The organism is Acetitomaculum ruminis DSM 5522, from assembly GCF_900112085.1.
In the GTDB taxonomy this organism is placed as follows: Bacteria; Bacillota; Clostridia; order Lachnospirales; family Lachnospiraceae; genus Acetitomaculum; species Acetitomaculum ruminis.
Map to the genome: position 1 here is coordinate 32,884 of NZ_FOJY01000001.1, position 13,717 is coordinate 46,600.

The window sequence follows — 13,717 nt, forward strand, 5'->3', positions numbered from 1 at the left end:
ACAAAATGTGTAAAAATTCGCTGATACTATTTAACCCCTTGAAAATAGCTTATATAAGGATTATATTATATGAATATAAAGAATGTAAATTCCGTAAAAATAAGGAATTAAAAATGAATATTAGTATATTTTATAGGAATAAAAAAGTGGAATATGAAGATACCGGTTATTTTAATAAAAGACAATCTTGACATCAAATTAAAATCAGATAAATACATATTAGATAGCAATCCCAAATGCTATTTTCAGGCAATGCCTTATGAGAAAACTATAGATTTAAACGATGATACCATCTATATAATAAAAAAAGATGAGTTAAGTGGTGAGATAGAAAATAAATGTCTTATAGTTATTGGACAGCCTTCTGAACATATTTTTGATAATAACGAAGTGTTTTACACTACGGATTGTATAGACAAGTATGAATTGTTTTCGAAAATAGCTTTGATTTTTCTTCATTATAACAAATGGGAGGAGGAACTTAATCAGGTCTTAAAACACAGTAGGTCTTTTAATGCTTTATTTAGAGTGGCAAGAGAAGAATTTGGAAACTCTATGTTTATGCATGACAATGATTTTTATGAGCTAGCTTGTATTGACAGAACAACTAAAGAGGCAAGCTGGGGATATGATGAATTAAGTGGAAAGTACTATCTTCCGGAAGAAATATTAAATGATTTTAAAGTAAATAAGGATTATCTTTTTTCAATGACAACTAAAGGTCCTTCTCTATTTCCAGCGACTACTTTTGGCTATAGAATAATTTATCAAAATCTGTGGATAGAAGGAGAATATAAGGGCAGAATATGTATAAATGAGGTATTTAGAAAATTTAAAGACAGTGATTACTTTTTACTGGGATTTTTTACAAATATTGTAATTCAAGGACTAGAGATGCCTGGATATAGACTTACCAGTACACAGTATTCTATTTCAAGATTTCTTATTGGGATAATCGAGGATAAAAATTATGGTAAAATGGCCATGGACTCGGTATTATTAAAACATGGATGGGCAGCCAATGACAGCTACTTATGTGTGTGCTTTTTTGTTAATGAAAGAGACAGCCACACCCACTCTGTCCAATATCAATGTAACCGTTTAGAAAGCAGATTTCCTCATTCTTGTGCATTTTCTTATAAAGATAATATAATTATGGTTTTAAATATAACATTGGCAGAAACTACGGTAACTGCTTTTAAAAGTCATATAGGAGTATTTTTAAGGGAAGGGCTGGTGAAAGCCGGAATCAGTAGGGAGTTTCATAATCTTAATAATATAAAATATTATTATAATCAAGCAATTTGCGCCTTTGAAACAGGAATAAAACAACAAGAGGCATTTTGGTCATATTCCTTTGAAGATTACGTAACAGATTATATATTACAAAATGCCTTGGAAAAATTTCCGGCAAAAATGTATGTAAATGAAAAAATATTAAAGTTAGAAGAATATGATAAAAATCATTCTGCCGGCCTTTTTAATACCTTTAAAATATATCTGGAAAATGAAAGAAATATTGCAAAAACAGCCAGAGAACTGGATATACATAGAAGCACTCTTTTATATAGAATATCTAAAATAGAAGAAATAACAAAACTTGATATAGAAGATGAACAAATACGCTTTGAATTAAGATTGTCTTTTAAGTTACTGGAAATGGAAAGAATGTAGAAAAAGCATAGATTTAATTTTATCAGAAACTAAAAATACAGAAATTCGTTTTACAAAATGAAAGAGTAAAGCAATGATACTGTGATTAAAGATTAGAGAAGAATAATGGAAACAAAGAAGTATTAAAAAAATATATAAGAACATATTTACATTTTATACCCAGTATGATATAATGTCTAACTGCGGTATGCAAATCTCTTAGGGCTAGTAAAGGTTTCGACGGGGGTTATGCAGCTGGTGAAGCGAGTCGCATGCGATGCGTTAAATGGCAAAATTAAATTTAAACGCTGAAGATAATTTAGCAATCGCTGCCTAATTTTGGCAGTAGTCGGTTCTAATGCACCTACACATTAGATAACCGGCTTCGACTATGTAGGAAACGACATTGTTAAAGCTTTGAAACAATGGGCGTATTATGAAGCTACTAAAGTTACAAGGATGTTTGCTTTCGTGTGATGGAGGGAATGTAAAAGAACAAACTACACTCGTAGAAGAACAGGGAATTGGCCTTCGGACACGAGTTCGACTCTCGTCTAGTCCACTATTATAAAAAACATTGGAAAATATGTTGAAGATGCTATTTGCCAATGTATATGAAATTCAAAAAAATAGTCTTAAAGTTAATTTTTATTTAATTTTAAGACTATTTTTTTAATAATATTTTTTTTAATGATTAGCGAAAACAGCTTGACATATAGATATCAAAATGATATCATTAACATATCTTAAAAAACAGAATAGATATCAAGTGATGTGTGTTAAGAAAAATCATTTAGGAAAAAAGAATAGAAGGATATTTCAAAGAAATTGATAGCTGTTTCACTAGAAGAACTATTGGAGTTTTCTTCACATTAATCATATTAGATGTCGTTCTTATATTATTGACCTGCTTGTTATAAAATGTAGGATAATTTTTTAAAAGATTTTTTATTATTCCTATTTTTTGATATCAGGTAAATAAATGTTTAAGGAGGATGATTTGTATGAAGGAAATTATATTAAGTGGTAAGAAAAATGGAATGGCAGTATTATTAATTACTTTTTTACTGTATGTGGCAGCTATTATAGGAACTGTTGTAGTTGCAACTTCAGGAAATCCCAAAGATGTTTCTGGAGGAATGATAGTGCTTATTGTTTGCATTGTTTATATGAGTATAGGATGGTTTCCTCTTATCGGTTTAAAAGTTATAAAACCTCAAGAAGCGCTGGTTCTTACTTTGTTTGGTAAATATATTGGAACCTTAAAAGAAGAGGGATTTTATTTTGTAAATCCTTTTTCTACAGGCGTAAATCCTGCTGCTCATACTAAATTAGGTCAAAGCGGCGATGCATCAGGCAACAAAGGTTTAAAAATCAGGGCAGATGACATAGATATAGAAGCAGTTTCGTTAGGAAAAAAAATATCATTAAAAGTAATGACTTTAAGCAACAGCAAGCAAAAAATCAATGATTGCCTTGGAAACCCTATAGAGATTAGCATTGCAGTTACCTGGAGAGTAGTAGATACAGTAAAAGCAGTATTTAATGTGGACAATTATAAAGAATTTCTTTCTTTACAATGTGATTCAGCTTTAAGAGATATTGTTAGAATATATCCTTATGATGTAGCTCAAAATGTTGATACTACAGGGGATGGACAGGCTGATGAAGGAAGTCTTAGAGGTTCAAGTGAAGAAGTAGCTATGAAGATTAAAGAAAAAATTCAAAGGCAGGTTGTAGAAGCGGGTATCGAAATAATAGATGCCAGAATTACTTATCTTGCTTATGCACCTGAGATTGCAGCTGTTATGTTACAGCGTCAGCAGGCTAGTGCAATTGTTGATGCCAGAAAGATGATAGTTGATGGTGCAGTAGGAATGGTTGAAATGGCACTTGACAAACTTAAAGAGGAAGAAGTCGTTGATCTTGATGAGGAAAGAAAAGCAGCGATGGTTTCTAATCTTTTGGTGGTATTATGCGGCAGTCATGAGACACAGCCTATAGTTAATGCAGGAAGTTTGTATTAATATATGGCCAAAAAACAGGTTCCACTTAGAATTTCAGAAAAATTATATGATGCCATAGCCGCATGGGCAGAAGATGATTTTCGTTCAATAAATGGTCAAATTGAATATCTTTTAACAGAATGTGTTAAACAAAGAAAAAAAGATGGTAAATATGTATCCGAGCACTTAGATGAGCCACCGGAACTTGATATAAAATAATATAAAAAACAGATTAAAAAATCCCCTATCGGGGGATTTTTTTTATTATGTGTCGTGACACAGTTGAGCTCGCGAAGCGTGCGAAATAGAAACCACCCGCTATGCGGGTGCGCGGTGTTTGTTATACAAAAAAATCACCTTTCCGCTATAATTTTGGATGTTCAAGTCTAAATTATAACGAAAGGAAAGGTGATTTTAATGGCCAATAAGGCAAATAGTTTAGCACACACTAAATGGATGTGTAAATACCACATAGTGTTCACTCCAAAGTATAGGAGAAAAATAATCTAAAATCAATATAAGGTAAGCATACGAGATATCTTAAAACAACTTTGCGTATACAAAGGAGTAGAGATTATAGAAGGGCATCTAATGCCAGATCATGTGCATATGCTGGTCAGTATACCTCCGAAACTAAGTGTTTCACAGTTTATGGGGTATTTAAAAGGGAAAAGTGCATTGATGATATTTGATAAGCACGCAAACTTGAAGTATAAATTTGGAAATAGACATTTTTGGGCAGAAGGATACTATGTGAGCACAGTAGGACTTAATGAGGCAACAATAAAGAAGCATATTCAGGAACAGGAAAAACATGATATAGCAATGGATAAATTGAGTGTGAAAGAGTACGAAGACCCCTTCAAGGGGTAGCCGGTATTACAAACGCCCTTTTAAGGGCTGTGACGAGTCAAAGGCGTTAAAGGCTTGAACAAAGTGAAAGCCAGCGTCTTTAGGCGCTGGCCGGTAACGGCCCCTTATAGGGGCGAGCAAACCACCCGTTGGACGGGTGGCACAAAGTGCCACTGCGTTCATGAGGAAGTAGCGAAGCGGATTCCGAATGTCCGCTTTACTCTTCCAAAAAATATCTTTCACAGGTATAGCTTTTAAGCTTTTGTAAGTGTTTAATAAGTCATGAATCTTTAGGAAAATCTGATACCAGGTCGTCAAAGGAATAAACCAAATCTTTGGATCTATTATATAAAGAAATTCCTTTAGATGTTGGAGTTACGTCATTTGTAAGTTTTGAAAACAACTTGTCACCTGGCTTAATAAAGAAGAGATAAAAAAGCAAGTTGGAAAAAATTTCTTTGTATACAAGGGTGATTATAGGGCGATAATAGTTGACCTGGAGGTGAATAAAGTAATAGCAGCTCTTTATCCAAAGAGAGTGGAACTTAAGCTATAAAAAACGGGGGACTCGTCAGTCCCCTTAATAATTAATTACTGCTTTTGTCTGATTTTTCAGTATTTTCATTATAAGTGTCATTTTCCGGGTTTTTTTGATTTTCAACCGGTTTATTGGTATCGTCATCTTCAAATTTTATGAAAATATTATTATTTTTGTAGTCGCCGGCTTTTCGTCTAAGCCTTTCATTAATAAATTCGGAATTGGAATAGCCGTTTACTATCATAACAAGACCTAAGGCCAATAAAGTAACAGTTAATAAAGCGGCAGGAATTTTAACAGACAGTTTTTCAATATCCTGTGCGATTAAAATACCTCCACAGCCTAATATTACAAATAATGAGCCAAAAACCAGTAAAAAAACAGTTTTTAAAATATCTTTCATAGTTCTTTCCTTTATTAAATAAATTATTATAGAAAAATTATAAATAAAAGAAACAATTATAGCAAGAAATTCGGATGGATTTTCCCTCGAAAGCAAATAATTTAAGAAAAACTTGCAATAAAGAGACAGAAACATTATAATAAATTTTGTGCTTCGATGGCTCAGTTGGTAGAGCAACGCATTCGTAATGCGTGGGTCGCCGGTTCAAGTCCGGCTCGGAGCTTTTATGTTGCCAAAATGATGTGTTTTCGCATTATTATTTAGAAGATTATACTCGCATATCGTTTTTAATATGGTAGAGCGAGTATTTTTTTGAGTATACGGACACAGTTCTATAGTTTTAGTAAAGACAGAAAGCAGACATTAGATGGCTTTTTGCTGGTATTATGTAAAGAGGTATTTAAATGAAAAAATTAATTGAACAAATATTAAAATTTGGTGCAGTAGGTTTCTTATGCTTTTTTATAGATTATGGTATAATGGTCTTACTTAAAGAAGTTTTTGGCGTAAATTATCTTGTTGCAGCTACAATTTCTTTTGTAGTTTCAGTTATATTTAATTATGTACTAAGTATTACTTTTGTATTTGTTGCTGATAAAAATGCAAATAAATTTAAGGAAATGGTAATTTTTGTTATATTCAGCGCAATAGGTCTTTTACTAAATGATGCTATTATGTGGGGCCTTGATAAGGTAGGAGTATTTTATATGCTCTCTAAAATAGTAGCAACCGGAATTGTTATGGTATATAATTTTATTACAAGAAAGCTTTTTATCGAAAAAAGATGAAGATAATAAAGGAACTTTAATATGAATAATAGTAAAAAAGTTTTTAAATATGATTTTTGGGCTAAATTTGGCTTGGCTTTGTTTTTATATGTTTCAATAGCCATTGCCTTTAGCTCCATTCCAAACACCAGGGTTTATCCTAAAGTAGTAGCTTCTCTTATTACTATCGATGGAGAAAGCGATAATAGTCGAAATTCTTTTTTATATGAAGACGGATTTTTAAACAGAAGTGCAGAAAAAAAACTCCTGGTAGATGCGGTCACTGTTTCAGGACATTCTTCCATATATTCAGGACTTGAAGTGAATTCAAATTTTGAAAGCTGGCAGGGGAATCTTTTTATCACAAAGTTTTTTTTATGCTTTTTTAATATAGTCCGAATCAGATATATCTTTAAATTATTTTTGTATCTTTGTATTGCCATTTTAATATCAATACTCATTAGAAAAACAGATTTTAGTTTTACGGTTTGTTATGTAATGGCTTTATTTTCGATGAATTTTTCAGAAGTATGGTTTTCATTTTTAGCATATTATAATATATTATTTATGGTAATTGCTGCTATTTTTGCCCTTTACAATTTTGAAAGAATAAAAAGTGACAAATGCTTTATGAGAGGTTTCTTATTTTATACAGGCTCCATTGCCTGCTTTATCGACCCGTTTAATGCGCCTTTTTTATCCTTGTATTCTGTGGGGAGCATTATTCTTTTTGATGCATTAAAAAATGATTACTTTGAGCGGGTTTTCGATTCACTTAAGTTTATGTTTAAGATTATTCTTTTCTGGGGCATGGGCTATTTTCTTACCCTTTTGGCAAAATGGATTATTGTTTCAATTTTATACAAAGAAAATATTATTTTTAAAGGATTCGCCAGAGTGGGAGAGAGGATTACCAAAGATTTTATTAATGAAATATGCACTAATGTAACTATTTTTGCTGAAAATAATGACATAGGTAAAAAAATATTACTTGCAACCATGGCGATTTTACTTTTGGTATATCTTTTCCTTTTTATTATGGGAAATAAAGGATTAAAACCACTTATTAAAGCCTTACCTATGCTTGTATTTGGACTAATTGCTCTGGCTTTCAGTGCATTTTATAATATCAACTATACTTGTTTTAGAATAGTTGGTTTTTCATTACTTTGCATATTGACATTTGCAATTTTCACCATTGATTTTGATATGCTTAAAAAAAGGATTCATTACATGGTTAAGGGAGAAATGATTTAATGTATATTTTTATTGCATTTTTTATGATAATACTATATTGCTTTCTATACTATATGGTAGGAAGCCTTGCTGATTATTTCTTAAAATTAGAACAAAAAGGTATTATGTTAAAAACTGTAATCGGTTTTTTTACTTATAACATGATTTTTGCAATTTTTGCCATTCCGGTAAAATGCCTGTTATTACCTTTGTCTACTCTTACTCTAATATGGGTTTTGGTTCTTGCATTTTTATTGCTGCAATTTATTATATTCTTAAGAAAAACTGCATTTAATGACTTGAAAAAAGCTATTGAATCCTTTAACGAAAATAAATTACTCTTTTGTATATTTTTTATTCTTATAGGATTGCAGGTAATGATTTTAAATTTCTGTGATGCAAGTAATGCCATCTGGGATGAGGCCTATTATATTGGAACAGTTTCCACAGATGTTTATACAAATACCATAAATCAGTTTAATCCTGAAACGGGCTATATTTTAAAATCTCTGGATGCCGAGTATATGTTTGAATGTTATCAGAATCATTCTTCTGTAATGTGCCAGATTTTTAAAATACCGGCCTTGATTGAAGTGAAAACGGTTATGACCTCCATAATAGTTTTTATCTATAATTTTATATTTTTTAATATTGGAAAACACTTATTCAGGAAGGATTTAAAAAAGATAAATGTCTTCTTGGCTTTATTGTTTTTAATAAATATTTTCAGCTATAATCTTTACACTGCATCAGAGTTTTTTGTTTTCAGAACCTGGGAAGGAAAGACTATATGTGCAGTACTTACCTTTAATATCTTTATATATTATTTTATGAAATATATAAAGAATTTTCATGACAGGAAGGCAGTGATTTCAAGCCTTTTATGCGGGTTTGGAGGAATGGCGATTAACATGTCGGGGATCTTTTTGCTTCCTGTATTGCTTTTTGCCCTGTATTTTCCTTTTGTTATAAAAAAACGTTCGGTAAAAGTATTTCTTGATATGGTAATTTTAATGATTCCTCCGGTGTTGTTTATGGCCGGATATCTGGCATTTACACATTTTTTTACAATTACCATAGGTTAGAGGTGGAAGAAAATGAGTGTGACAATTAAAGAATATGGTAGTGATTTTATATATGGCGTGTTTGATATGGCTTTTGAAGGAATAAGGCCTTATCTTTTGTTGTATTTTATTGGAATATTACTGCTTATTATATATAAAAAGGATGATTTAAAATCTGTTTTTTTACATCCAATTATAGCGTTATGTCTGACAGCCTATAATCCCTATATAATGTTTTATGTCATGGAAAAAATAAATTTGGAAATCCGATTTGCCAGAATGTTTTGGATAATTCCATTAGCTTTGTTTATGGCATATCTTTTGACCTCTTTAATATTTTCAGTTTCAAAGTTAAGCTTAAAGATATTAGTGGCTGCCATGTCCGTAGCTTTTGTGGCAATAGCCGGAAATCTTTCCAGTGATGGTACAAATATTGCTACTAATATATATAAGCTGGACAATGAATCCTTACAGGTTCATGATCTGATAAAAGAAGATTGTGGAAAAGATAAAGAAGCGGTGTTACTTGCTTCAGAAGCCGGATTATACAGAATAAGGGAACTTGATCCTTCTTTAAAGATGGCTCTTGAAAGAAGTTATGTCAGAACTTTCGAATATACTGATGATGAGCAACTTCAAAGGCTGATTGAAAAGAAGAATTATTCAGGGCTTTTGGCAACTACCGTGCGATTTGGGATAATTTTTGATGAAGTATTATTTAGGGAGAGCATAGCAAAAAAACAGGTTGATTATTTAGTTATAAATCAAAAACTTCAACTGGATGATTATTTTTGGAGTCTAGGATATACAAGACTTGGTACTACAGACAATTATAGTGTTTTTAAAATTGTTTCATAAATTATGAAAATTTAATAACAACTTTTGCTAACAAGCGTATAGAAAGGCAGTATTATGAAAATAAAAGCAATTATATACTTTTTGATGTTTATTGTTTTGGGAATGTGGATGTTAAACTTTAATGTTTATGCTGAATCAGACAGCGAAGATGGCGAGGAAGTAGAAATAAAAGAAATGGCTGTATATTTAACTACTGAGTCTATTTTTGACGGAAGGGTTAATGACATATATGCAGGTTTAACCCAGGCGGGAGCAGAACAATTCTGGGATGTTACCTATATTGATGAAATTAGGGAAGATGATATGGAAGATACCATATCAAAGTTTTGCGAAATGGGATTTTCACTTATTTTTTTAAGCGGAAATAAATACAATGACCTGGTTATTAAGCTGGGAGAAAAATATCCCCTTACATATTTTTGCCTTTTAAATGGGACAGCCTGCGGCTATAACTATTTTTCAATCATTTCAGCACCTCCTTTGTATTCTGCGAGATATACAGGCTATGAGGTGATAGGTTTTGATAAGGCTGTTATAAGCAAATCTCTTAATAAAAAGAAGGAAAGAGAATTTAGAAGTTTTATGGCTATAAATGATAACCGTTACAGTCTTGAAAATAATACCGTGTATTACAATGATTATTTGAATTCATATGTATTTATCAGCAGTCAGTCTGATTTTTATAAAATGATATCAAGAGCCCTTAGACTTTTTGATAAGGGAAAATTTTCTTACTTTATAGCGGTAGTTTAAGGAAGAAAAGATAATAAATGCACATATGCATAAATTGCAAAAAGTGAAAAGTATAAAAATGAAATGGTAAAATAAGAGGGATTTTTGGTATTTATTTAAACTTTGTTAATCGCTTAACTAAATTTGAATATAATATACCACGATATTGCATGAAAATAAGGCGTTTTGTATCATAGGTACAATAACAAATTATTGTAAATATATTATTTTACTATTTTAAAAAAGGCTTAAAATCAAGACTTTACTAATTGAAAAAATGTGATGTAAAGAATGAGAGAGTTATTTATAGTATAAAGATATTGAATAAAATTAGTGTTTGTATCTATAGCACTAGGGTTACAAAAATAACAAACTATTCTTGTTAAAAATCACAAAACAAACAACTTGATATGAATATTTAAGTGTGATAATCTTAATATAGCATAAAAAATATTTAAAAACAGTATGGTAATTATGAACAATTTACAAATTGAAAATAAAAAATTGCACAAGATAGTTTCCGTTTTGCACTTAAGAGTATTGCACAGTAAAGAATACAATTCTAAATTATTAAAAAATTATTAGGTTAAAAGGAGAAATATACAATATGGATGATATAGCTGTGTTAATACCTTGCTATAACGAAAGTAAAACTATCGAAAAAGTAATAACAGATTTTAAAAATGCACTCCCTGATGCTGTTATTTATGTTTATGACAATAATTCCTCTGACGGTACAGATGAGATTGCCAGAAAAGCTGGAGCTGTTGTTAGATATGAACATATGCAGGGAAAGGGAAATGTTATTAGAAGAATGTTCAGGGAAATAGATGCCAGATGCTATATAATGACAGATGGTGATGATACTTATCCGGCTGAATACGCTCCAAGTATGGTAAAAAAGGTTTTGGAAAGAAATGTGGATATGGTAGTTGGGGACAGACTTTCTTCTACTTATTTTACAGAAAATAAAAGACCTTTTCACAATTTTGGAAATTCCCTTGTAAGAGGAAGTATAAATGTACTTTTTAAAAACGATATAAAGGACATAATGACCGGTTACAGAGCTTTCAGTTATGAATTTGTAAAAACTTTCCCGGTTTTATCAAAGGGATTTGAAATTGAAACAGAAATGAGTATTCATGCTGTTGATAAAAATATGTTCATTGAAAACGAGATTATTGAATACAGAGACAGACCTGATGGAAGTGTTTCTAAGTTAAATACTTATTCTGATGGTTTCAAGGTTTTAATGACCATTGCCAAATTATACAGAACCTACAAACCACTGGGCTTTTTTGGTATTGTTTCTCTTGTTCTTGCTGCACTTTCCGTTGGATTTTTCATTCCTATTTTTGTGGATTATGCCCGCACAGGAGTTGTTGAGAAAATTCCAACACTTATAGCTTGTGGTTTTACCATGATAGCAGCATTACAATCTGTTTTTTCTGGATTAATTTTACATACTATGTTGCAAAAAAACAGACAGGATTTTGAAAAATATTTGAATGAAGTAAATGACAAAAAAAGAGAAAAGTTAAGCAAATAGATTTTTGATATGCGAATTTGTACTTATTTCAGAGATTAGAAGACTTTTTACAAACTTTGGAAGTATAAATAGGTTGGGACAAAACCCGAATAGATTGCCATGATACTGTTAAGTCATAGTTTTTTAGTTTACCCGGGCTGAAAAACAAGTGATATACAATATAAATTATTTTAAAGAAAGGGGTTTTTTTTATGAACTCACCAGCAGAGGTGGCAAAAAACTATTTGAGTATTGGTAAAGGAAAATCCAATACTCCAATTCCAAACATGTTCCTTTTAGCTTTTATGGCAGGAGCTTTTATAGCATTTGGAGGTATTTCATCAACAACAGCAGCAGTAAGTATTCCACTTGCATCAGTTGCTAAACTTGTAGGAGCCATGATCTTCCCAGGAGGACTTGCTATGGTTCTTATTGCCGGCAGTGAATTATTCACCGGTAACAATCTTATTATCATTCCTGTACTTAACAAAGATACTACAGCAGGAAAATGCCTTATGAACTGGCTTGTTGTATGGCTTGGAAACCTTGTAGGCGGAGTAGCAGTAGCAGGTTTATGTGTCGCATCCGGACAGGTTTCACTTTTTAACGGTGCTCTTGCAACATCCGTTATATCTACTGCAGTAGGAAAATGTTCACTTTCTTTCGGACAGGCTTTCTTAAGAGGTATAGGATGTAACTTCCTTGTATGTATCGCGGTTTGGATGTCATTTGCAGCTAAAGATGTTGTAGGAAAGATAGCAGCTATTTATCTTCCAATCACTATCTTCGTTTTATGTGGATTTGAGCATAGTGTTGCAAATATGTATTACATTTCAGCAGGACTTTTCTGTAAAGCAAATGAAACATTTGCAGCAGCTGCTACAGAAGCAGGAGTAGATATGACAAATCTTACAGTAGGTAATTTCTTTGGAGCAAATCTTCTTCCGGTTACCTTAGGAAACATAGTAGGTGGTGCAATTTTTGTAGGATGCATTTACTGGTTCTGCTACATCAAAGGCAAAAATGTACATGCTGAATAATATCAGAATGATTTTGAATAATTAATTCATTATATTAATAAATAATTACTTTTAGTTCACAGTGGGCCATGCCTTAACTGGCATGGCCCGTAATTTTCCCGGGTATAAAAATTTAATTAGACTATTTGACAGACTTTGGTTAATGTGCTTAAGTTTGTTGAAAATCCACAAGTTGTTAGTGGTATTGCTATATAAAATTAATAAAAACATAGAACATTGATAAAAAATTAACAAAAACATATTATGTTTCAAGCTATTTTTTATAAAAAAAGTCAAAAAACTTTTGAAAAAAATTGGCATATTGATAATAAATGTGTTATAATATCTAAAGATGTTTGGATTAAATACCCGTTCTATCCAAGTATTAATTAGTCTGTTTTAATAATATTTACGCTTTGCGCACGCTAAATGTGTACAGATTGAATAATTGTTTAAAACAGATATGTCTGGATTACCAGAGTGATTTTTTAAGGAGGTTTATCAAATGAGCGCTGAGAAAAAGAAAGTTCCTGCATTTAAGGGAACAAAAGAACAGGAAGAGCAGCTTTATAAGCTTATTGATTCTGAAAGGAACGACAGAGGTCCTTTAATGCCTGTACTTGAAGGGGCACAGAACATTTACGGTTATCTTCCTCAGGAAGTTCTTGAGATTATTTCTGAAGAACTTGGTGTACCTATGGGTAAAATCTACGGTATTGTTACTTTCTATTCATTCTTCTCACTTAATCCAAAGGGTGATGTAAGATTGTCAGTTTGTCTTGGAACAGCTTGCTATGTTAAGGGTTCTGGAGACATATTCGAAAAAGTTAAGAGTCTGTTAGGAATTAATGGTGGTGAATGTACAGAAGATGGAAAATTCTCACTTGATGACTGCCGTTGTGTAGGAGCTTGTGGTCTTGCACCGGTTATGACTGTAAATGACGAAGTATATGGACGACTTACTCCTAAGGATATTGAAGATATTCTGGAAAAATACAAATAATTTTACAATTAAAAATTTTTGAAACTTTTTGTTTATAAAAAGCAATTTAACTATGTAT

12 protein-coding genes, 1 tRNA gene, 1 other RNA gene and 1 pseudogene are annotated in these 13,717 nt (G+C 31.6%); 14 read left to right on the top strand and 1 reads right to left on the bottom strand.

The genetic code is table 11. From position 1 onward, the window contains the following. Nucleotides 1-153: 153 nt before the first annotated feature. From BM153_RS00155 to tnpA, 5 genes and pseudogenes are all read left to right on the top strand, one after another. Nucleotides 154-1,674: a PucR family transcriptional regulator gene (locus BM153_RS00155; protein WP_092869758.1), complete on the top strand. Its 1,521-nt coding sequence runs from the start codon at nt 154-156 to the stop codon at nt 1,672-1,674. A 201-nt stretch (nt 1,675-1,875) separates the two neighbouring features. Next, nucleotides 1,876-2,218, top strand: a transfer-messenger RNA (tmRNA) gene (ssrA, locus tag BM153_RS00160). A 439-nt stretch (nt 2,219-2,657) separates the two neighbouring features. Further along, a complete protein-coding gene (locus tag BM153_RS00165) occupies nt 2,658-3,680 on the top strand; it encodes an SPFH domain-containing protein (RefSeq protein WP_092869759.1) in 1,023 nt (340 codons plus the stop codon). 3 nt (nt 3,681-3,683) lie between these two features. Next, entirely contained in the window at nt 3,684-3,878 is a 195-nt protein-coding gene (locus BM153_RS00170; protein ID WP_092869760.1) for a type II toxin-antitoxin system antitoxin, read from the top strand. 198 nt (nt 3,879-4,076) lie between these two features. Next, nucleotides 4,077-4,532, top strand: a pseudogene (tnpA, locus tag BM153_RS00175) (IS200/IS605 family transposase). Between the two features lie 566 nt (nt 4,533-5,098). On the opposite strand, the gene BM153_RS00180 reads toward tnpA, so the two are convergent. After that, entirely contained in the window at nt 5,099-5,452 is a 354-nt protein-coding gene (locus BM153_RS00180) for a hypothetical protein (RefSeq protein WP_092869761.1), read from the bottom strand. Nucleotides 5,453-5,602: 150 nt separating this feature from the next. Between BM153_RS00180 and BM153_RS00185 the strand changes: the two genes are divergently transcribed. The 9 genes from BM153_RS00185 to BM153_RS00225 all read left to right on the top strand — a co-directional run bounded on the left by BM153_RS00185 (nt 5,603) and on the right by BM153_RS00225 (nt 13,659). Next, a tRNA-Thr gene (locus BM153_RS00185) sits at nt 5,603-5,675 on the top strand. Between the two features lie 181 nt (nt 5,676-5,856). Further along, nucleotides 5,857-6,240: a GtrA family protein gene (locus BM153_RS00190; RefSeq protein ID WP_092869762.1), complete on the top strand. Its 384-nt coding sequence runs from the start codon at nt 5,857-5,859 to the stop codon at nt 6,238-6,240. A gap of 21 nt (nt 6,241-6,261) precedes the next feature. Beyond that, nucleotides 6,262-7,476 (top strand): hypothetical protein, encoded by a 1,215-nt coding sequence (locus BM153_RS00195; protein WP_092869763.1) that lies wholly within the window; start codon nt 6,262-6,264, stop codon nt 7,474-7,476. Beyond that, entirely contained in the window at nt 7,476-8,540 is a 1,065-nt protein-coding gene (locus tag BM153_RS00200; RefSeq protein WP_092869764.1) for a DUF6077 domain-containing protein, read from the top strand. Before BM153_RS00195 ends, BM153_RS00200 begins: the two co-directional genes overlap by 1 nt. Nucleotides 8,541-8,552: 12 nt before the next feature. Next, nucleotides 8,553-9,377: a hypothetical protein gene (locus BM153_RS00205; RefSeq protein WP_092869765.1), complete on the top strand. Its 825-nt coding sequence runs from the start codon at nt 8,553-8,555 to the stop codon at nt 9,375-9,377. A gap of 54 nt (nt 9,378-9,431) precedes the next feature. Beyond that, entirely contained in the window at nt 9,432-10,130 is a 699-nt protein-coding gene (locus tag BM153_RS00210; protein ID WP_092869766.1) for a BMP family ABC transporter substrate-binding protein, read from the top strand. 586 nt (nt 10,131-10,716) lie between these two features. Continuing rightward, nucleotides 10,717-11,658 (top strand): glycosyltransferase family 2 protein, encoded by a 942-nt coding sequence (locus BM153_RS00215; RefSeq protein WP_092869767.1) that lies wholly within the window; start codon nt 10,717-10,719, stop codon nt 11,656-11,658. 191 nt (nt 11,659-11,849) lie between these two features. Next, the gene (locus tag BM153_RS00220; RefSeq protein WP_092869768.1) at nt 11,850-12,677 is read left to right on the top strand and encodes a formate/nitrite transporter family protein; all 828 of its coding nucleotides are present in this window, start codon (nt 11,850-11,852) and stop codon (nt 12,675-12,677) included. Between the two features lie 484 nt (nt 12,678-13,161). Next, the gene (locus tag BM153_RS00225) at nt 13,162-13,659 is read left to right on the top strand and encodes an NADH-quinone oxidoreductase subunit NuoE family protein (protein ID WP_092869769.1); all 498 of its coding nucleotides are present in this window, start codon (nt 13,162-13,164) and stop codon (nt 13,657-13,659) included. Nucleotides 13,660-13,717: the final 58 nt, after the last annotated feature.

Excerpts from the sequence above, each read along its gene's own strand:
- BM153_RS00155 (WP_092869758.1), top strand. The coding sequence starts at position 154 with ATGAAGATACCGGTTATTTTAATAAAAGACAATCTTGACATCAAATTA.
- BM153_RS00210 (WP_092869766.1), top strand. The coding sequence starts at position 9,432 with ATGAAAATAAAAGCAATTATATACTTTTTGATGTTTATTGTTTTGGGA.
- BM153_RS00215 (WP_092869767.1), top strand. The coding sequence starts at position 10,717 with ATGGATGATATAGCTGTGTTAATACCTTGCTATAACGAAAGTAAAACT.
- BM153_RS00220 (WP_092869768.1), top strand. The coding sequence starts at position 11,850 with ATGAACTCACCAGCAGAGGTGGCAAAAAACTATTTGAGTATTGGTAAA.
- BM153_RS00205 (WP_092869765.1), top strand. The coding sequence starts at position 8,553 with ATGAGTGTGACAATTAAAGAATATGGTAGTGATTTTATATATGGCGTG.
- BM153_RS00225 (WP_092869769.1), top strand. The coding sequence starts at position 13,162 with ATGAGCGCTGAGAAAAAGAAAGTTCCTGCATTTAAGGGAACAAAAGAA.
- BM153_RS00200 (WP_092869764.1), top strand. The coding sequence starts at position 7,476 with ATGTATATTTTTATTGCATTTTTTATGATAATACTATATTGCTTTCTA.
- BM153_RS00190 (WP_092869762.1), top strand. The coding sequence starts at position 5,857 with ATGAAAAAATTAATTGAACAAATATTAAAATTTGGTGCAGTAGGTTTC.
- BM153_RS00170 (WP_092869760.1), top strand. The coding sequence starts at position 3,684 with ATGGCCAAAAAACAGGTTCCACTTAGAATTTCAGAAAAATTATATGAT.
- BM153_RS00195 (WP_092869763.1), top strand. The coding sequence starts at position 6,262 with ATGAATAATAGTAAAAAAGTTTTTAAATATGATTTTTGGGCTAAATTT.
- BM153_RS00180 (WP_092869761.1), bottom strand. The coding sequence starts at position 5,452 with ATGAAAGATATTTTAAAAACTGTTTTTTTACTGGTTTTTGGCTCATTA.
- BM153_RS00165 (WP_092869759.1), top strand. The coding sequence starts at position 2,658 with ATGAAGGAAATTATATTAAGTGGTAAGAAAAATGGAATGGCAGTATTA.